Origin of the sequence: Bradyrhizobium sp. i1.15.2 (assembly GCF_040548425.1) — a bacterium.
GTDB lineage: Bacteria > Pseudomonadota > Alphaproteobacteria > Rhizobiales > Xanthobacteraceae > Bradyrhizobium > Bradyrhizobium canariense.
In genome coordinates this window covers 211746-229567 of the sequence record NZ_JBEPRQ010000008.1, presented here as the reverse complement: position 1 = coordinate 229567, position 17822 = coordinate 211746, and the positions used below count along the sequence as shown (strand labels likewise).

At 63.6% G+C, this 17822-nt stretch carries 20 protein-coding genes; 11 read left to right on the top strand and 9 right to left on the bottom strand.

Annotated elements, in window-relative coordinates; genetic code table 11:
- Positions 1 to 88: 88 nt before the first annotated feature.
- Together ABIB80_RS17665 and ABIB80_RS17660 are read left to right on the top strand one after the other, a co-directional pair.
- Positions 89 to 1183 (top strand): SecDF P1 head subdomain-containing protein, encoded by a 1095-nt coding sequence (locus ABIB80_RS17665; protein WP_354128084.1) that lies wholly within the window; start codon positions 89 to 91, stop codon positions 1181 to 1183.
- Between the two features lie 274 nt (positions 1184 to 1457).
- On the top strand, positions 1458 to 2264 hold the full coding sequence (locus tag ABIB80_RS17660; RefSeq protein ID WP_219684973.1) for a Crp/Fnr family transcriptional regulator: 807 nt from the start codon (positions 1458 to 1460) through the stop codon (positions 2262 to 2264).
- Between the two features lie 16 nt (positions 2265 to 2280).
- Here the strand turns inward: ABIB80_RS17660 and ABIB80_RS17655 are convergent, their stop codons facing one another.
- Together ABIB80_RS17655 and ABIB80_RS17650 are read right to left on the bottom strand one after the other, a co-directional pair.
- Positions 2281 to 2922: a glutathione S-transferase family protein gene (locus ABIB80_RS17655; RefSeq protein WP_354128083.1), complete on the bottom strand. Its 642-nt coding sequence runs from the start codon at positions 2920 to 2922 to the stop codon at positions 2281 to 2283.
- Between the two features lie 165 nt (positions 2923 to 3087).
- Complete coding sequence (locus ABIB80_RS17650) at positions 3088 to 3639, bottom strand: cytochrome b (RefSeq protein ID WP_219684975.1); 552 nt, start codon at positions 3637 to 3639, stop codon at positions 3088 to 3090.
- Between the two features lie 171 nt (positions 3640 to 3810).
- Between ABIB80_RS17650 and murI the strand changes: the two genes are divergently transcribed.
- The 6 genes from murI (at position 3811) to ABIB80_RS17620 (ending at position 9005) form a co-directional block, all read left to right on the top strand.
- Positions 3811 to 4608, top strand: coding sequence for a glutamate racemase (gene murI, locus ABIB80_RS17645; protein ID WP_219684976.1), 798 nt, complete (start codon positions 3811 to 3813; stop codon positions 4606 to 4608).
- A 57-nt stretch (positions 4609 to 4665) separates the two neighbouring features.
- The gene (locus ABIB80_RS17640) at positions 4666 to 5439 is read left to right on the top strand and encodes an HpcH/HpaI aldolase family protein (RefSeq protein WP_219684977.1); all 774 of its coding nucleotides are present in this window, start codon (positions 4666 to 4668) and stop codon (positions 5437 to 5439) included.
- Positions 5440 to 5512: 73 nt separating this feature from the next.
- A complete protein-coding gene (locus ABIB80_RS17635; RefSeq protein ID WP_219684978.1) occupies positions 5513 to 5896 on the top strand; it encodes a cupin domain-containing protein in 384 nt (127 codons plus the stop codon).
- A gap of 105 nt (positions 5897 to 6001) precedes the next feature.
- Complete coding sequence (locus ABIB80_RS17630; protein ID WP_354128082.1) at positions 6002 to 6769, top strand: acyltransferase; 768 nt, start codon at positions 6002 to 6004, stop codon at positions 6767 to 6769.
- 197 nt (positions 6770 to 6966) lie between these two features.
- Positions 6967 to 7584, top strand: a complete 618-nt coding sequence (gene rpsD / locus ABIB80_RS17625; RefSeq protein WP_007602315.1) for a 30S ribosomal protein S4 — start codon at positions 6967 to 6969, stop codon at positions 7582 to 7584.
- 353 nt (positions 7585 to 7937) lie between these two features.
- A complete protein-coding gene (locus ABIB80_RS17620) occupies positions 7938 to 9005 on the top strand; it encodes a threonine aldolase family protein (protein ID WP_354128081.1) in 1068 nt (355 codons plus the stop codon).
- 101 nt (positions 9006 to 9106) lie between these two features.
- On the opposite strand, the gene ABIB80_RS17615 is transcribed toward ABIB80_RS17620, so the two are convergent.
- Genes ABIB80_RS17615 through grxD form a run of 4 tightly spaced genes read right to left on the bottom strand, consistent with a single transcriptional unit; the run spans position 9107 to position 12588 of the window.
- Positions 9107 to 10369: a serine hydrolase domain-containing protein gene (locus ABIB80_RS17615; RefSeq protein ID WP_354128080.1), complete on the bottom strand. Its 1263-nt coding sequence runs from the start codon at positions 10367 to 10369 to the stop codon at positions 9107 to 9109.
- Between the two features lies 1 nt (position 10370).
- The gene (locus tag ABIB80_RS17610; RefSeq protein WP_354128079.1) at positions 10371 to 11657 is read right to left on the bottom strand and encodes a serine hydrolase domain-containing protein; all 1287 of its coding nucleotides are present in this window, start codon (positions 11655 to 11657) and stop codon (positions 10371 to 10373) included.
- A gap of 46 nt (positions 11658 to 11703) precedes the next feature.
- Entirely contained in the window at positions 11704 to 12258 is a 555-nt protein-coding gene (locus tag ABIB80_RS17605) for an O-acetyl-ADP-ribose deacetylase (RefSeq protein WP_354128078.1), read from the bottom strand.
- 3 nt (positions 12259 to 12261) lie between these two features.
- Positions 12262 to 12588, bottom strand: coding sequence for a Grx4 family monothiol glutaredoxin (gene grxD / locus ABIB80_RS17600; RefSeq protein ID WP_007602294.1), 327 nt, complete (start codon positions 12586 to 12588; stop codon positions 12262 to 12264).
- 240 nt (positions 12589 to 12828) lie between these two features.
- Here grxD and egtB point away from each other — a divergent pair, with 240 nt between their 5' ends.
- Positions 12829 to 14121: an ergothioneine biosynthesis protein EgtB gene (gene egtB, locus ABIB80_RS17595; protein ID WP_354128077.1), complete on the top strand. Its 1293-nt coding sequence runs from the start codon at positions 12829 to 12831 to the stop codon at positions 14119 to 14121.
- A gap of 52 nt (positions 14122 to 14173) precedes the next feature.
- On the top strand, positions 14174 to 15145 hold the full coding sequence (gene egtD / locus ABIB80_RS17590; RefSeq protein ID WP_007602290.1) for an L-histidine N(alpha)-methyltransferase: 972 nt from the start codon (positions 14174 to 14176) through the stop codon (positions 15143 to 15145).
- A gap of 165 nt (positions 15146 to 15310) precedes the next feature.
- Here the strand turns inward: egtD and ABIB80_RS17585 are convergent, their stop codons facing one another.
- Together ABIB80_RS17585 and ABIB80_RS17580 are read right to left on the bottom strand one after the other, a co-directional pair.
- The gene (locus ABIB80_RS17585; protein WP_354128076.1) at positions 15311 to 16528 is read right to left on the bottom strand and encodes a low temperature requirement protein A; all 1218 of its coding nucleotides are present in this window, start codon (positions 16526 to 16528) and stop codon (positions 15311 to 15313) included.
- A 24-nt stretch (positions 16529 to 16552) separates the two neighbouring features.
- Entirely contained in the window at positions 16553 to 16789 is a 237-nt protein-coding gene (locus tag ABIB80_RS17580; protein WP_007602284.1) for a BolA/IbaG family iron-sulfur metabolism protein, read from the bottom strand.
- A gap of 202 nt (positions 16790 to 16991) precedes the next feature.
- Between ABIB80_RS17580 and ABIB80_RS17575 the strand changes: the two genes are divergently transcribed.
- On the top strand, positions 16992 to 17351 hold the full coding sequence (locus ABIB80_RS17575) for a DUF427 domain-containing protein (RefSeq protein WP_027567668.1): 360 nt from the start codon (positions 16992 to 16994) through the stop codon (positions 17349 to 17351).
- Positions 17352 to 17547: 196 nt separating this feature from the next.
- Here ABIB80_RS17575 and ABIB80_RS17570 read toward each other — a convergent pair whose 3' ends face one another.
- A complete protein-coding gene (locus ABIB80_RS17570; RefSeq protein ID WP_007602280.1) occupies positions 17548 to 17721 on the bottom strand; it encodes a DUF1328 domain-containing protein in 174 nt (57 codons plus the stop codon).
- Positions 17722 to 17822: the final 101 nt, after the last annotated feature.

Sequence of the window (17822 nt, the reverse complement as noted above, 5' to 3'; positions counted from 1 at the left end):
CCGGGGACCAAGAACTGGCATCGGACTCACATTGCAGCATCCTTGCCAGCGCCCTTGCCAGCGCCCTGCCGCAAGACTCGAGGTTATCATGACTACGCCCCCGCGGGATTGCGCCACCCGGCTGTTCATCGCGTTCGCCGTCACAACGGGGATATTGACTTCGGTGATCGCCCTGCCCCGCGCGGCACTCGCCGAGGACGGTCAGCTCGACAAGATGCGAGCCAAGATCTCGGCCTTCATCGGCGACAAGATGGAGAAGCTCGGCGGGTCTCGCATCGTCTACAAGGTGGACACCGATGGCCTGCGCGAGAGCGTCGTCACGGATTTGCGCGACGACGTCTACAAGACCCTGCGCGAGGGCAAGATCGCCTTCTCCAGTCTCGCGATTCGCGACGGCGGCGTCGAGTTGAAGATTGCCGACGTCAAGGGCCGCGAGCAACTCGCACGCAAGCTCGCGTCGGCAGCGGAAGGATTGCCGTCGCATGCACTCGCCGTGACCGACGCCGGCGACGGACTGGTCAGGCTCGCGCCGACCAATGCGGCATCCGCCGCGCGGTTGCACGAACTCGTCGAAGATGCCATCGCCATGATCGAGCAGCGCCTGAAGGAGGCCGGCGTCCAGCTCGCCAGCGTCCAGCCCGATGGCACCGACCGCATCCGAATCTTCCTGCCCGGTGTGATGGAGCCCGAGCGCGTCACCGCGGTCTTCGCCCGAAGGGTCAAGGTCGGCTTCCGCCTGATCGACCTCTCGATGCCGGCGGAGCAGGCGCAATCCGGCACGCCGCCGACAGGCACGGAAGTCCTGCCCGGCTTCAAGGACAAGACCCTTTATCTGGTCGCCAAGGACAACGTGCTCGACGGCGACGACATCAGCTATGCGGGCCCGGGGTTTGCGAGCGCCACGAAAGAGCCGATCGCCTCGTTCCGCTTCAACGGCCGCGGCACGCGGCGCTTTGCCCACATCACCGAGGAGAATATCGCAAAGCCCTTCGCCATCGTGCTCGATGGCAAGGTGATCTCCGCCCCCGTGATCCGCGAGCCCATCACCGGCGGCTCAGGCCAGATCTCCGGCAATTTCACCCTGGAGGAAGCAAACAGCGTCGCAATGCTGCTGCGCGCTGGTTCGCTGCCCGGGCACCTCAGCCTGGTCGAGCAGCAGGTCGTGCCGCCCGCCAAGCCCTAAGGCGGGGATCGCCCCACGCCCACGCCTGGTCCCGCCCCGCCTGTCGGACGCCGAGGTCCACCACGCCGAGGCTCGGACCCGGTGGTACCCGAATCGCGGCGCGCCACGGCCATGCGCACCGCCAAACAGGCAATTGCCGAAACGCCCGATCAGGCTAAAATTTGCCTCTTGCGGCACGGCGGCCGAAAGCTTCATTCAAGCGGTCGTCGTTCGATTTCGGCTATAGGTGTCGAGAATACGACCGTGACTGAAGGCCTTACACGGGGATAGTACCATGCCGTCCGGCAGCGCAGACATTTCGTCGATCCTCGATCGCATTCTCGAGGCGGCAACGGATAATCTCAGGATCGCGAAGATCCTGGTCCAGATGGGCCTCGATCCGAACAACGTGACCTATGACTCGATCTTCAATCGGATGCTGGAGATCTTCGTCCAGAACATCACGCTGGCCAATATGTTCGCCGCGGTCGGCGCCGGCTTCTTCGTCGCCACCCTCCTGATGCGAACGATGGTGCCGCTGCGCGTCGCCAACATGGTCGGCTGCGCGCTCTTCGCCGTGTTCGGCGCGCTCTCCGCCAACGTCTCGACCTTCCTGCTCTATCTCCTGCTGCTACCGATCAATGCCTTGCGCCTGCGGCAGATGCTCAAGCTCGTCAAGAAGGCGCGCCATGCGGCCGAAGGCGACATGTCGATCGAATGGCTCAAGCCGTTCATGACCGAACGCAAATATCGCCGCGGCGACACGCTGTTCAAACTCGGCGATCCAGCCAAGGAGATGCTCCTCACAGTCACCGGCAAGTTCCTGGTCAAGGAGATCAATATCGAGATCATGCCGGGCGCGCTGATGGGCGAGCTCGGCTTCCTCACGCCGGGCAACCGGCGCACCGGAACGATCGAGTGCATTGAAGACGGGCAGGTGCTGACGATTACCTATGACCGGTTGCTCGAGATCTACTTCCAGGATCCACAGTTCGGCTATTACTTCCTGGTACTGACCAGCCAGCGCCTGCTGCAAAACATCGATCGGTTGCAGAATCAGCTGGCGACGGAGCGGGCGGCCACCACGAACAGGATCGCGTGATCGATTGGGCGGCCGCTCAGTTCAAGAGCAACGCCATGCCCGGATCGCCCTTCTCCATCGCACGCCGATAGCCCGCCCGCGCACTGATGCGGCCGAGATATTCGACCACGTTCGGACAGCGCTGGAGGTCATAGGGCTGGAAGTAGCGCATCGTGGTGAGCGAGAAAACTGTCATGATGTCGGCGGTCGTGAAGGCGCTGCCCGCAAGGTACTCGGCCTCGCGAAGCCTTGCGTCGAGAAGATCGTAGGCCCGTTCGAGACGCCCCTTCATCGCGAGCAGGGTCGGATTGTCCTTGGCGAGATCCAGCCGGCTCAGGATCATCATCCGCCCCATGCCGGGTTGCAGGGTGCCGTTAGCGAAATGAAGCCAATACAGAAACTGCGCGAAGGCGGGATCAGTGGGACCGAGCACGAGTCGGCCATTGCCATATTTTGCAACGATGTAGTCGACGACGGCGCCGGATTCCGCGAGCACCAGCTCGCCGTCGGTGATCACAGGCGCCGTGCCAGCGGGATGCAGTGCCTTGTACTCGGCCGGAGCCAGCATGGTGACGGGATCGCGCGCATAGCGCTTCAACTCGTAGGGAATCCCCAGCTCCTCGGACAGCCAGACGATTCGCTCGGACTGCGACTTGCCGAGATGATGGACGGTGAGCATGAGGCCTCCTGGACAGATGATTTCGGCGATTGCGCCGGCATGTGCTTGTCGTGATGCTGCATCATACTCCGTCATTGCGAGCGCAGCGAAGCAATCCAGAAACTTTCCGCGGAGGGACTCTGGATTGCTTCGCTGCGCTCGCAATGACGATGTGGAGAGACCGCCCTACCCCGCCTCGTCCGTCACCATCCGCGCCACGACGCGGTCGCGGCGGATGAAATGGTGCCACAGGGCGGCGATCACGTGAAACGCGATCAAGGCGAGCAGCACATAGGCAAAGAGGATGTGGCGGTCTTCATAGACGCCCGCTGCCGCGCGGTCGGGAGCGGTGAATTGCGGCACGTGAAACAGGCCGAAGAAGTCCGAATAATCAGGTGCGTGCGCACCGGAATGCGCCCAACCGAGTATGGTGACGACGATGACGGCGAGGTAGAGCGCGCCGTGACTGACATGGGCCGCGATCTTCTGCCAGCGCGAGGTCTCGGCCGGCATGGCGGGCGTCGGGTTGATGAGGCGCCAGACCAGGCGCAGCACGGTGAGCAGCAGGATCACATAGCCGATATCGGCGTGGATCGAACGGTAGAAGAAGCGGTCGGGACGCGCCGGCATGTGGTTCATCCACCACCCGAAGCCAATCATGCCGATGATGGTCAGCGCCAGACTCCAGTGCAGCCATCGGGAAATGCTGCCCCAGCCGTTGCTGGTATTTCTGATCATGTCGGCTCTCCGGAGTTTTGCGGGCCTGTCCCTATCCGCACCAGTACGGCAGCTGATACCGGGACCATGCGGCAATCGCGAAATTGAATCCATCCAAATTGGCCCTCAGCGCCCCTGCCGCAAAACCGCCCCAAAAACCGAATGGTAACCATGTCCGGCTAGAGTGATCACGTGACCAATTCTCCGACGATTCTGGTGTTCGATTCCGGCCTTGGCGGGCTCACGGTCCTGCGTGAGGTCGTGGCCGCGCGCTCCGACGCGCATTACGTCTACGTCGCGGACGACGCCTTCTTCCCCTATGGCCACCACAGCGAGGACGCGATCATCGCCCGCGTGGTGCCGTTGATGGGGGAACTGATCGGCACGCACGATCCTGACCTCGTCGTCATCGCCTGCAACACGGCGTCTACCCTGGTCCTATCGCACTTACGCGCCGCTTATTCCTTGCCCTTCGTCGGCACGGTGCCGGCGATCAAGCCGGCCTGCGCGCAGTCGAGGAGCCGGCGCGTGTCGGTGCTCGGCACCAAAGGCACGGTGAAGCGCGAATACACCAAGGCGCTGATCCGCGATTTCGCGCAAGGCTGCGAGGTGACGCTGGTCGGCTCGCCCGAGCTGGCCGCGCTGGCTGAAGCCGAGCTCAGCGGCTCTCCCGTCAGCGACGACGCCATCCTCGCCGAGCTCGCCCCGTGTTTCGTCGGCGATGCCGGGGACGCAGGCGCACGCACTGACACCGTGGTGCTCGCCTGCACGCATTACCCGCTGCTGCTCGACCGGCTGAAACAGCTCGCGCCCTGGCCGGTCGACTGGATCGATCCGGCGCCCGCGATCGCCCGCCGCGTCTCGGATCTGCTCGGCCCGCACACCGGCGGCATCGCGCAATCCGGCGCCGAGATGATCTTCACCTCGAATCGCGTGCATGGCCTTTCGGCCGTGCTGACGCCGTTCTTCGGCGGCCGCATTCCGGCCTGACCTTGCGCCTCGGCGACGCGCTGCTAGGCTCCGTCGTCATCCCTTCGCAGGCATAACATGTCGGTCCCCGCAACTCCGCTCAACCGTCTCCGCCAGCTCTGGCGCGAGGGTCGTCCCGCCTTCGGCGCGATCGCGACGATCCCGAGCGTGCAGACCGTGCAGATCATGGCGCGCTCACTCGACTGGATCATCGTCGATCTCGAGCATGGGCCGATTGGATTGACCGAAGCACATGCGATGATCGCGGCCACCACCGGCACACCGTGCACACCGCTGGTGCGGATCGCGGCGAACGAGCCATGGCTTGCGAAGGCACCGATGGACATCGGCGCCTTCGGCATCAATTTCCCGATGATTACCAATCGCACTGAAGCCGAGAAAGCGGTGCGCAGCGTGCGCTATCCGCCACGCGGCGATCGGCTCTGGGGTCCGTTCCATGCGCCATTCCGCTGGGGCCAGTCGATGCCGGACTACATGGCCAGCGCCGACGACGAGATGATCTGCATGATCACGATCGAGCACGTCGACGCCGTCAACCGCATCGACGAGATCATGGCCACGCCCGGCATCGACGTCGCCGTAATCGGCCCCGGCGATCTCGCCACCTCCATCAACAAGCGCGGCCAGATGGACGATCCGGAATTGCTGGAGCTGGTGGCGCGGGCCGAGGCCGGCATCCTCAGAAGCGGCGTGCCGATCGGCGGCGTGGCGCGGACCGCAGACCAGGCCAACGCCTTGGTCGACCGCGGCTACCGCGCGATCGCGCTCGGCTTCGACTGGTCGCTATTCCAGCGCGGCATCATTGCGGCGTTCGAGGGGATCAAGCGCTGACGGCAAAGCCGATTGCCACCTTGCCGGGAACTGCTGCGCTGCTAGGCTCAGTCGTTCCAGGGAGGAAAAAACCATGTTCAAAAAGACTTTGCTCGCTCTCGCCTTCACCGGCCTCGCTGTTGCGGCCTTCGCCCAGCAGCCCGGCATCAAACGCACCCCGCTCCAGAAGGTCGAATTTCCGGATGGCTACAACACCATCACGGCCATCGCGGAGGTCCCGGCGGGCGGCGCGGCCGGTCGCCATACCCATCCGGGCATCGAGACCGGTTACGTGCTCGAAGGCGAACTCAATCTCCTTATCGACGGGCAGCCGGAAAAGACGCTGAAAGCTGGCGATTCCTACCAGATCCCGGCAGGCGTCGTGCATGACGCCAAAGCCCACGGCGATAAGGCTATGAAAGTGCTTGGGGTTTACATCGTCGATAAGACCAAGCCGCTGGCCTCGCCGGCACCCTGATGCGGCGAACCGACCGGCCCCACGCGGGTTGGTTCGTGCTAGAGCAGGCGGCGAGCGGGAACCCCGCTCGCTGCACAAACTTTAATCAGGGGAAACCAAAGAGCGATGCGCGGGACGCCCAAGACCATTTCGCTGCCGCGTCGCCTGATTGTCGACCTCATGCACGCCTCGATGGGCGTGCCCTTCGTGTCCCTGTCCCGTTCGCTTGATATCGGCCCTCTGCTGGAGGCCCGCACGGGCGCGATGGCGCTAGCCGGCTGGGCCGCTATGTTCGTCAAGGCTTTTGCCCTGGTCGCCAGGGACGAGCCGGTCCTGCGTACCGTCTATGCCAAATGGCCCTGGCCGTCGCTTTACGAACTGCCGAAGAGCGTGGCGTCGGTGGCCATTGCCCGGGTCGAGGGCGGCGAGGAATGCGTGATCCCGCAGCGAATCGTCGCTCCCGAGGCCATGACGCTGGCTGCGGTCGATGCCGAGATCCGGCACGCCAAGACCGCCCCGATCGACGAAATTCCCATGTTCCGCAAGATCATGCGGGCGACCCGCCTGCCGCTGCCGCTGCGGCGGCTGTCCTGGGCGATAGGACTGAATTTCGGCCGGCAGCGCGGCAACTGGTTCGGCAGCTTCGCGGTGAGCTCGGTGGCCGCCTATGGCGGTGGCGAGCTTCACCCCATCACGCCCGGACCCTTCATCGTCAGCTATGGGGTGGTCGGGCCTGACCAGACCATCCATGTCGTGATTCGTTGGGATCACCGGGTCACCGACGCCGCCCCCATCGCCCGGGTCCTGACGCGGCTGGAACAGGTGCTGAACACTGAAATCGCTGCCGAATTGCGGGCGGCCGGGTCGAAGCCGATCCGGGCGGTCGGAACGTGATTCCAGGCCATTCGCATTGACAGCGAGCCCCAAATCCCCCTAAAAGCCGCTTGCTCGCGGGCCGATTTCGGCCCGCGAAGCGTTTCGCGACCCGTGGTCCTGTCCCTTAAGCTTTGGGGATCGGACCTGTCAGTGCCGGGCTAGCCCGTCACACAGGAGGGCGCGTTTCCTCAAACCAAGTACCTGAAGAGGACGCGATGACTAAGCGCAGTGAGGCGAAGTACAAACTCGATCGCCGTATGGGCCAGAACATCTGGGGCCGCCCGAAGAGCCCCGTGAACCGCCGCGAATACGGCCCCGGCCAGCACGGCCAGCGCCGCAAGGGCAAGCTCTCCGACTTCGGCGTGCAGCTGCGCGCCAAGCAGAAGCTGAAGGGTTACTACGCCAACATCTCCGAGCGTCAGTTCCACAGCATCTATGTCGAAGCCAGCCGCCTCAAGGGTGATACCGGCGAGAACCTGATCGGCCTGCTCGAGCGCCGTCTCGACGCGGTCGTGTACCGCGCCAAGTTCGTCTCGACGATCTTCGCCGCGCGCCAGTTCATCAATCACGGCCACGTCAAGGTGAACGGCCGCAAGGTCAACATCTCGAGCTATCTGGTCAAGCTCGGCGATGTGATCGAGGTCAAGGAATCCTCCAAGCAGCTCGCTCACGTTCTCGAAGCCAGCCAGCTCTCCGAGCGTGACACCCCCGACTATCTCGAAGTCGACCACGGCAAGATGACCGCGAAATATATTCGCATCCCGCACCTCTCGGACGTGCCGTTCCCGGTGCAGATGGAGCCGCATCTGGTCGTCGAATTCTATTCGCGCTGATAGTTCGGCAAATCAATCGCTCAAAGGCCCTGGTTCTCCGGGGCCTTTTTGTTTGATAGCATGCCTTCGATGTCTCGCACGGCCGACCAGTTCGCCAACACTCTGCCTTCGGCAGCGCCGACTAAAGCGGCGCTTCGAGCATGGGAGGCCCTCTCCCGCGACGAGCAGATCTGCCGATATCAGGGGCTGCTCGCTCTGCCTGATTGCAATATCTTTACGGCCGACACGCCAGACGAAATCCTTCTCGCCGCGCGGCAGCGCGTCACTCAACGTTCTCGTGGCTAGTTCAGGTCCTTGAGAAACGCACGCAATACGTCGCAACGATTCGACTAGGTGAAATGACGAGACCAGCCATGCTCTACACCCCTTCCCCGATCGATCCCAAGGCGCCGCCGGTGCGCATCAATCTGCTCTCGGACACGCAGACAAAGCCGACACCTGCGATGCGCGAGGCGATGGCGCGGGCGGAGGTCGGCGACGAGCAGGTCGGCGACGATCCGACCGTGAACGCCCTGTGCGCGCGCGTCGCCGAGCTGCTCGGCAAGGAAGCCGCGGTGTACATGCCGTCAGGCACGATGTGCAACGTCACCGCGACGCTGGTGCATTGCCGCCCCGGCGACGAGATCCTCGCGCATGAAAGCGCGCACATCATCGCGCGCGAAGGCGGGGCCCATGCCGCGATCGGCGGCTTCCAGGTCACGCAATTGAAGGGACCCGACGGCCAGTTCACGCCGGAGACGTTCCGCAAAGCGCTGCATCCGCGCACCCGCTACCAACCGCCGCAGACCGTGGTCAGCGTCGAGCAGACCGCCAATATCGGCGGCGGCACGATCTGGAAGAAGGCCGCGCTCGACGAGATCGTCGCGATCGCGAAACAACATGGCCTCGTCACCCACATGGACGGCGCGCGCCTGCTCAACGCCACTGTCGCGAGCGGCATCTCGCCGCGCGACATGACCGCGGGCTGGGATTCGGCCTGGATCGACTTCTCGAAGGGCTTGGGCGCGCCGATCGGCGGCGTGCTGGCGGGCTCGCGCGCTTTCATTGATGCGGTCTGGCAATGGAAGCAGCGGCTCGGCGGCTCGATGCGACAGGCCGGAATCTGCGCGGCGGCTTGCATCTACGCGCTCGACCATCACGTCGAGCGGCTTGCCGACGATCACGCCAATGCGCGCGCGCTCGCCCGCGGATTGTCGCAGATCGCAGGCGTCGAGGTGCAGGAGCCCGAGACCAACCTGGTGTTCTTCAAGCCCGATGGTGCCGGCATTCCCGGCGACAAGATGGTCGCGGCGCTGCGCCAGCGCGGCGTCACGCTTGCGATGATGGACGGCCGCATCCGCGCCTGCACCCATCTCGACGTCAATGCGGCCCAGGTCGAGGAAACGATCGGCTACGTCCGAGAGATCGTGCGCGGAGCGTAGGCCCCGTAGCCCGGGTGAGCGCAGCGATACCCGGGACTTCACTCGCAGGGTCCCGGATGTCGCTGCGCGCTCATCCGGGCTACGCAAACCGCAAAAAGACTCTACCGCCCCATCGCCTGGTAGATCAACGTCTTCAGCGCCAGTTGAATCCGGCCACGCTGCGTCGGGGTCTGCACCATGAAGATCCCGAACAGATCGTCCTCGGGATCGATGAAGAAGAACGTGCCGCCGACGCCGTCCCAGCGATATTCGCCGAGCGGCCACGCCGTCCCAGGGGGCACCGAGGTGCGCACGGCGAAGCCGAGACCAAAGCCGGAAGATCCACCTGGATAATAGTTCTGGTCGCGCGCGATCTTCGTCTCCGGCCCGATATGATCCGAGGCCATCAGCGCGATGGTCTCCGGCTTGAGATAGCGTCGGCCCTCATAAATTCCGCCATTCAGCAGCATCTGTGCGAAGCGGGCGTAGTCGCCTACCGTGCCGACCATGCCGCCGCCGCCCGATTCCCAGGTCGCGGGGCGCCTGATGTCGCGGACCTGCGTCGTCGGATTGATATTGCGATCCTCCGGCATCGGCTCGGCGATGCGCGGGAATTTGGCGGGATCGGCGACGAAGAAAGCCGTCTCGGTCATGCCGAGCGGATCGAGCAGCCGCTCCTTCTCGAACTGCAGCAGCGACTTTCCGGCAATGATTTCGACGACGCGGCCGAGCACGTCGGTGGAATAGCCATAATCCCACACCGTGCCGGGCTGCTCGACCAGCGGCAGCGTGGCGACCTTGGCGGCGAATTCGGCGTTGGTCAGATTGCTGTTGAAGAGATTGGCGTCCGCGTAGAGCTCGCGCACCATACCGCCGCCGTAATAGCCGTAAGGCAGCCCTGAGGTGTGGCGCAGCAGATCCGTGATTGTGATGGGTCGCTCCAGCGGCTCCATCGCCAGGGCGACTTTGCCGTCCTCGGCCTTCTTCTCGATACCGACCTTCATGCCGGCGAAGGCCGGAATGTATTTCGAGACGGGATCGTCGAGCGACAGCTTGCCCTCCTCAACCAGCATCATCGCCATGACTGAGGTGACCGGCTTCGACATCGAGTAGAGGCGGAAGATCGTGTCCGCGCTCATCGAGAGTTCGGTCGCGAAGTCGCGGACGCCGAAATTCTGGTAATACACCGGCTTGCCGTGCTGCTGAAGCAGCAGGATGGCGCCGGGGATCTTGCCGGTGGCGACCTCGTTGCGGATGTAGTCGGAAACCTTCGCCAGCCCCGCGGGCGAGAGCGTGCGGACCGCAGGTCTCTCGGAACCCGCCTTCGCAACGATGCCGCCGGCGAGAAGAACGAGCGCCGCGATCAATGCGCGGCGCCCGAACATGTCAATTCTCCATCGCTTCATAGACCAGCTGCTTCAATGTCCGCTGCACGCGCTGGCGCTCGGTCGGGGTCTGCTCCAGCAGCACGAAGAACATGTCCTGCTTGGGATCGATCACGAAATAGCAGCCGGAGGCGCCGTCCCATTTCAATTCGCCGAGATCGCCGGGCGGCGGCGGTTTTGCGTTGCCGGGATCGGTGCGGACCGCAAGTCCGAGACCGAAGCCGAAGCCATCGCCGGGGAAGTAGAAATAATCGCGATCGACGCCCGACTTGGGGCCTATCTGGTCGGTGGCCATCAGCTTGAACGTCTCGGGTTTGAGAATGGTCTTGCCGTCGAGGCTGCCGCCGTTGAGCAACATCTGCGTAAAGCGCTCATAATCAGCCATGGTCGTAACCATACCGCCGCTGGCGAACTGGATCTTCTTGACGACCGTCGGATCATTGATCCGCCCGACCCGGAAATCGCTGTCGTTCGGCACCGGCTGCGCCAGCAGCTTCTGCTTCTCGGGATCGGTGACGAAGAAGCCGGTGTCGACCATGCCGAGGGGGTCGAGCAGCTTCTCCCGCTCGATCTCGATGAGCGGCTTGCCGGCCGCGACTTCCATGACTCGCGCCAGGATGTCGGTGGAATGGCCGTATTGCCACAGCGCGCCCGGCTGGTTGTGCAGCGGAAGTTTTGCGATGCGCTCGGCGAACTCGGCGAGGTCGAAATCGCCGGCATAGATGTTGGCTTCGCGATAGGCCTTGCGGACCAGGCTGTCGCCGTAGAAGCCGTAGGTGACGCCCGAGGTGTGCGTCATCAAATCGTGCACCGTCATCGGCCGGTTCGGCGGCACGAGCTCGAGCGACTTGGTGCCGTCCTCGGCTTTCTTCTCGACGCCGACTTTCACATTGGCAAAGGACGGAATGTATTTCGAGACGGGATCGTCGAGCTTGATCGTACCTTCCTCGATCAACTTCACTGCGACGACGGAAGTGATCGCCTTGCTCATCGAGAACAGGCGGAAGATCGTCTTGTCGGTGATCGGCGCCTTGCTGACCGCGTCTTGCACGCCGAAGACTTCGTGGTAGACCGGCTTGCCATGTTGCTTGATGAGCACATTTGCGCCGGCGATCTTGCCGGTCGCGACCTCGTTCTTGAAGAAGTCGGTGACTTTGGCGAGCTTGTCCTGGTTGAAATGCGCGCCGGCCGGAATCTCGTAGGTGCCCTCCGCCCGCGCGAACGACATCGCACCTAACGGCACAAGCGCGGCGCAGACCAGCGCGCGCAGTCCAGACTGTGAAATCATATCCCCTCCCCGGAACATGGCCCGGCGGAGTGTACCGACCACGTCATCAGGCACAAGGGCCGCCATACCGCGCCAGAACGTCCGCGTGCAGAGCCGCGCTCTTTTCCGAGAAACAACAAAATACGACGTCGACGACCAGCGGCGCGGCCGGCAGGGCTTCAATGGTCGCATGGACCGCAATCTTCGCGGCCTGGTCGGCCGGAAAGCCGTAAACCCCGGTCGAAATCGCGGAGAACGCCACGGAGGTCAGCTGATTGGCCTCACAGAGCTCGAGCGCACGGCGATAACAGGAGCCCAGCGCCTCTGCCTCGCCGCGAGTGCCGCCGTGCCAGACCGGGCCGACCGCATGGATCACATGGCGCGCAGGAAGAAGGTAACCCTTCGTGATCTTGGCATCGCCGGTCGGGCATCCTCCGAGCTTCCGGCACTCGGCTAGAAGCTCGGGCCCGGCCGCCCGATGGATCGCGCCATCGACGCCGCCCCCACCCAGGAGCGACGTGTTGGCCGCGTTGACGATGGCGTCAACGCTCAGCGTGGTGATGTCAGCAACGATGACCTTGAGCTCCGCGCCGCCGATCATCCGGCGCGTCAGTTGGGTCATGTATCAGGCCGCGACAGCGACGCCCTTTTCGGAGAAGAGCTGCTGCAATTCACCAGCCTGGAACATCTCGCGGACAATGTCGCAGCCGCCGACGAACTCGCCCTTCACATAGAGCTGCGGAATGGTCGGCCAGTTCGAATAGTCCTTGATGCCGTTGCGCAGTTCGGCGGATTCGAGAACGTTGAGGCCCTTATAGCCGACGCCGATGTGGTCGAGAATCTGGACGACCTGGCCGGAGAACCCGCATTGCGGAAATTGCGGTGTGCCCTTCATGAACAGAACCACGTCGTTCGACTTCACTTCGTTGGCGATAAATTCCTCGATGCTCATATCCGTGTCCTTCTGGGCGGAGCCCACTCCAATCGCTTCGGGCTGGCTCAGCCGATTTAACCCGATCCCTGCCTATATATGTAGCCCAAACCGTTGTGCATCCAAAGTAAAATGGCGGCGAGCGGCCCCTGGGCGGACCGCTCTCGGCAACAGCGGCCCATTGCATGATGCCACGAATATCATCGCCAGGGAGGACTTTCATACCGTCACGGAGCCCCTATCTAGGACGAACCCGGCGTTTTGGAACCCGGCAACGCCAACAACGTTCTCTTGTCCTGTCTGGAGAAAAACGTGACGAAACAAGCCTCCGCTACGGCCCCCGCCCCGTCACCGTCGGCCGATTTGGGCGGCCTTGCCCAGAGGCTGGAGGACGCATTTCTCACCGTCCGCGACGAGACCGAGCGCAGGGCCGCGCCGCTGTCGCCGGAGGACCAGCAGATCCAGTCCATGCCGGACGCGAGCCCGACGAAATGGCACCGGGCGCACACCACCTGGTTCTGGGAGCAGTTCGTGCTCGGCGAGCACTGTGCGGGCTACCAGCCCTTTCACCCTGACTTCGCTTTCCTGTTCAATTCCTATTACGTCAGCGCCGGTCCGCGCCATTCCCGCAATCACCGCGGCGACATCACCCGCCCGAGCGCCGATCAGGTCGGCGCCTATCGAAAATATGTCGACGCTGCCGTCGTGAAATTCTTCCGCGACGCCGGCGAGGACAAGCTTCGCGAGATCGCGCCGCTGGTCGAGGTCGGCCTCAATCACGAGCAGCAGCATCAGGAATTGATGGTCACTGACATCCTGCACGCTTTCGCGCAGAACCCGATCCCGCCGGCCTATGATCCGGACTGGCGCTTCCCGGCCGCGACGCCGGCCAGTGAGGATTGGCTGACGCTGAACGAAGGCATCCACACCGTCGGTCACGTGGATGACAGTTTTCATTTCGACAACGAGAAGCCGGCGCATCGCGCCCTCGTCGGCCCGGTCAAGCTCGCACGCAATCTCGTCACCAATGGCGAATGGCTCGCCTTCATGCGCGACGGCGGCTACCGGACCGCAACGCTGTGGCTGATGGACGGTTTTGCAGCCGTCAACAACGAGGGCTGGGACGCCCCCGGCCATTGGCGCGAGATCGACGGCCAATGGCATGTGATGACGCTGGCCGGCCTCAAGCCGGTCGATCCTGACGCGCCCGTCTGCCACGTCAGCTATTACGAGGCTGACGCCTTTGCGCGCTGGGCCGGAAAACATCTGCCGACCGAGATGGAGTGGGAGGTCGCGGCCCGCGCGGGCCAGCTCAACGATGCCTTCGGCATCGTCTGGCAGTGGACGCGATCGTCCTACTCGCCGTACCCCGGCTATCGCGCCATCGAAGGCGCGCTCGGCGAATACAACGGCAAGTTCATGGTCAACCAGCTGGTGCTGCGCGGCTCTTCGCTTGCAACCCCGGAGGGGCACAGCCGTATTACCTATCGCAACTTCTTTTATCCGCACCACCGCTGGCAATTCACGGGACTGCGGCTCGCCGACTACGAGTAAAATTCTCATCCGACGACAAATGCGCGCCGGACAGCGCGTTCAGGAGAGTATCATGAATGTGCACGCCAGCGCTTTGGCCGAAGCCCATCTTCCCGACGAACAAACCACCGCCTTTGCGCGCGAGGCCATCGAGGACCTCTCGCAGCAGCCCAAAAAGCTGTCGCCGAAGTATTTCTATGATGCGGCCGGATCGGAATTGTTCGAAGCGATCACACGGCTGCCGGAATATTACCCGACGCGCACGGAGCTGGCGATCCTGAAGGAGCGGGGCAGCGAGATCGCAAAGATCATTCCGGAGCACGCCGCCCTCGTCGAATTCGGCGCAGGCGCGACCACAAAGGTCCGCCTGCTGCTCAACCAGTGCAAGTTCGCGGCCTATGTGCCCGTCGACATCTCTGGCGACTTCCTCACGGCGCAGGCTAACGGCCTGAAGCGGGATTTTCCGTCACTCGGCATCTACCCGGTGGCGGCCGACTTCACCACGCCGTTTGAGCTGCCCAAGGCGGTGGCGACGATGCCCAAGGTCGGGTTCTTCCCGGGCTCGACCATCGGCAATTTCGAGCCGCATGAAGCGCAGGCCTTCCTGAAGAGCGCGCGCGCCATCCTGGGCCGGGGTGCGCAGATGATCATCGGCGCCGACCTCGAGAAGGAGGAGCGTCTGCTCCACGACGCCTATAACGATGCCGCCGGCGTCACCGCGCGCTTCAACCTCAATGTGCTGGTGCGGATCAACCGCGAGCTCGGCGGCAATTTCGACCTCTCCGCCTTCACCCATCGCGCGATCTACAATCGCGAGCGGCACCGCATCGAGATGCACCTGATCAGCAAGAAGAGCCAGACCGTGCGCCTGCTCGGCACCAGCTTTTCGTTCCGCGCGGGCGAGAGCATCCACACCGAGAACAGCTACAAATACAGCCTCGAGCGTTTTGCCGCGCTGGCGCAGGGCGCGGGCTGGCGTGTGCGTGAGAGCTGGACCGATGCCGCGAAGATGTTCTCGGTGCACGCGCTGGAGGCGGCGGAGTAGAAATTCCTCCGTTTCCTGCGGCGCATCCTTCGAGACGCCCGCCTTAGGCGGGCTCCTCAGGATGAGGACGGTATCCGTGGCAGCAGTTTCGACGGGCACCGGCGCTGATTAGCCTCATCCTGAGGAGACCGCGGAGCGGTCGTCTCGAAGGACGAGGCGTTCAAGTCAGGCGCTACCGCGGTCCGTGCTCTGATGCTCCTCGGCTTCTTCCGGCGTCGATCCCAGCGAGACCGACTCCCATACCGCAACAACGATCATGATCACCGTTGCGGCGACCGACAGCCATAGCGGGGACAGCTCGGCGGCAAACCACGACAGCGCCGCGAGCGCGATGATGCCAATCCCATGCGAGAGCTGGAGGAAGCCGCGGATCGCGTGCTTGAACAGGATCGTGCCGACCAGGAACAGCAAGGGACCGCCGATCGTGCTGACGATGATCCTGATATCGGACTGCCCGAACGGATGCTTCAGCACGAGCTCGTCGGAGACCGCGGTCAGGATGATGCCAGCGACGATCGGCATGTGCAGATAGGTGTAGGCGAGCCGCGCCAACCGGCCGGATTCGGCGGATTTCGAGATGCGCTCGGCGCCGGCCTCGGCGCCCTTGTGGAAATAGACCCACCACATCGCAATGCTGCCGACCAGCGCGGAGACGAAGGCCAAAATGTTGTCCGCGGTCCAGTCCAGCTCGGCAAAGGTCGCGCCGTTGACGACGACGGCCTCGCCAAGCGCGATGATGACGAACAGCGAGCAGCGCTCGGCCATGTGGCCGCCTTCGACGGCCCAGGCCTCGACCGACGAGAAGCCAAGCTTCGGCACCCAGAAGCGGACCGCCGGCGAGATGTATTCGATCGTCAGCGCCACGATCCAGAACCATAGTCGCGCCTCGTCATGGGCGAGGCCGCCGAGAATCCAGAAGATCGCGGAGACCGAGAGCCACGTCAGGATGCGGATCGCATTGTGCCGGACCGCAGTTCGATGCCGCGGCGTTGCAAACATCCAGAAGGCTGTGCGCCCGACCTGCATCGTTGCGTAGGCGATCGCGAACCACAGGCCCCGCCCCTCGAACGCGGTCGGGATCGTCGTGGACAGCACGAGACCGCCCAGCATCATCAGGAAGATCAGGATCCGGACCGGCGTCAGTTCGGGATCGAGCCAGTTGGTGACCCAGGCGGTGTAGACCCACACCCACCATACCGCGAGAAACAGCACCGCGACATGCACCGCACCGAGCGGCGTGAAATGGTGCAGCAATGTGTGCGAGACCTGCGTGATCGCGAAGACGAAGACCAGGTCGAAGAACAGCTCGGCATTGGTGACGCGGCTGTGCTGGTTTGGCAGGATGACGCGAAACATCGCGCCGCGCGGATTGTCCGCAGCCATCGTCATCCCCCCGTCACGAGCAGATCAGGCGCCCGGCACACCGGTTTGCAGCGCCAGCGCATGCAGCACGCCGCCCATCTGGCCGCGCAGGGACTGATAGACGATCTGGTGCTGCTGGACGCGGGACTTGCCGCGGAAGGTTTCCGAGATCACGGTCGCGGCATAGTGATCGCCGTCCCCGGCGAGGTCACGGATGGTCACCTCGGCATCGGGGATCGCCGCCTTGATCATCGCCTCGATATCGTGGGCGTCCATTGGCATTCGGGTCGTGCTCCTGTCTCGGCTGCAATCAGCCTTGTCGTAGAATCGCTGCCGGGGTCCGGATATGCAAAGCCGGCGGGCCCAAACTTAGCGTGAACGGCCTTCTACGTCACGCCTTCCGGCACTATATCGGTGATCCGATCTGGATAAAGCCACGACAAAGTGCCGCGCGCGGCAGAGCGATCGAAAAAGGCGTGAAATCATGAAGCTTCCAGGGCCCGACCACCCCATCACCATCACCCCAAATCCCCGGCGCGTCCGCGTCACGGCCGGCGATATCGTGATCGCCGAGACCACCAAGGCGCTGACGCTGAAAGAGGCGAAATATCCGGCGGTGCAATATGTGCCGCGACAGGACGCCAATATGGCGCTGCTGGAGCGCACCGACCGTGTCACCCATTGCCCCTACAAAGGGGATGCGAGCTATTACAGCGTCAAGGCCGACGGCAAGACGCTGGATAACGCGATCTGGACCTATGAGGCGCCCTTTCCCGCGATGACCGAGATTTCGGGCCATCTCGCCTTCTATCCGGACAAGGTGAAGATCGAGGAAGTGGGGTAAGCCCACATAGGGCCTGCTGTCATGGCCGGGCTCGTCCCGGCCATCCACGTTCTTGGCTGCCGCGGATACAAAGGACGTGGATGCCCGGGACCCGGCTCCGCCAAGGCTTCGCCGGGCTACGGGTGTTGGGCCGGCGAAGCTTCAGCGAAGACGGCAAGCGCGGGCACGACGACTGGGAATGCTGACGCGAGCCCCGCTACGCCCTGAATATCGTGAGCCCCAGGATCAGTAGCACCAGGAAAATCGCGACGAACACGTAGAACAGGAAGCGGGCGATGTCGGCGGAGGCGGCCGAGATGCCGGTGAAGCCGAGCACGCCGGCCACGATCGAGACAAGTAGGAAGATCAGCGCCCATTTCAGGATCGTCATCGCCAGCTCCGAAATTGTACCGCTTGCCGCGGTCCCAAGCCCTTTTGGCGAACGCTAACTTCGTCGCAGGGAACTGGTTCCTAGCGGTCTCGAGACCTGCG

Coding starts and splice junctions, on each gene's coding strand:
- ABIB80_RS17665 (WP_354128084.1), top strand. CDS start 89: ATGACTACGCCCCCGCGGGATTGCGCCACCCGGCTGTTCATCGCGTTC.
- ABIB80_RS17660 (WP_219684973.1), top strand. CDS start 1,458: ATGCCGTCCGGCAGCGCAGACATTTCGTCGATCCTCGATCGCATTCTC.
- ABIB80_RS17655 (WP_354128083.1), bottom strand. CDS start 2,922: ATGCTCACCGTCCATCATCTCGGCAAGTCGCAGTCCGAGCGAATCGTC.
- ABIB80_RS17650 (WP_219684975.1), bottom strand. CDS start 3,639: ATGATCAGAAATACCAGCAACGGCTGGGGCAGCATTTCCCGATGGCTG.
- ABIB80_RS17640 (WP_219684977.1), top strand. CDS start 4,666: ATGTCGGTCCCCGCAACTCCGCTCAACCGTCTCCGCCAGCTCTGGCGC.
- ABIB80_RS17635 (WP_219684978.1), top strand. CDS start 5,513: ATGTTCAAAAAGACTTTGCTCGCTCTCGCCTTCACCGGCCTCGCTGTT.
- ABIB80_RS17630 (WP_354128082.1), top strand. CDS start 6,002: ATGCGCGGGACGCCCAAGACCATTTCGCTGCCGCGTCGCCTGATTGTC.
- rpsD (WP_007602315.1), top strand. CDS start 6,967: ATGACTAAGCGCAGTGAGGCGAAGTACAAACTCGATCGCCGTATGGGC.
- ABIB80_RS17620 (WP_354128081.1), top strand. CDS start 7,938: ATGCTCTACACCCCTTCCCCGATCGATCCCAAGGCGCCGCCGGTGCGC.
- ABIB80_RS17615 (WP_354128080.1), bottom strand. CDS start 10,369: ATGTTCGGGCGCCGCGCATTGATCGCGGCGCTCGTTCTTCTCGCCGGC.
- ABIB80_RS17610 (WP_354128079.1), bottom strand. CDS start 11,657: ATGATTTCACAGTCTGGACTGCGCGCGCTGGTCTGCGCCGCGCTTGTG.
- ABIB80_RS17605 (WP_354128078.1), bottom strand. CDS start 12,258: ATGACCCAACTGACGCGCCGGATGATCGGCGGCGCGGAGCTCAAGGTC.
- grxD (WP_007602294.1), bottom strand. CDS start 12,588: ATGAGCATCGAGGAATTTATCGCCAACGAAGTGAAGTCGAACGACGTG.
- egtD (WP_007602290.1), top strand. CDS start 14,174: ATGAATGTGCACGCCAGCGCTTTGGCCGAAGCCCATCTTCCCGACGAA.
- ABIB80_RS17585 (WP_354128076.1), bottom strand. CDS start 16,528: ATGGCTGCGGACAATCCGCGCGGCGCGATGTTTCGCGTCATCCTGCCA.
- ABIB80_RS17580 (WP_007602284.1), bottom strand. CDS start 16,789: ATGCCAATGGACGCCCACGATATCGAGGCGATGATCAAGGCGGCGATC.
- ABIB80_RS17575 (WP_027567668.1), top strand. CDS start 16,992: ATGAAGCTTCCAGGGCCCGACCACCCCATCACCATCACCCCAAATCCC.
- ABIB80_RS17570 (WP_007602280.1), bottom strand. CDS start 17,721: ATGACGATCCTGAAATGGGCGCTGATCTTCCTACTTGTCTCGATCGTG.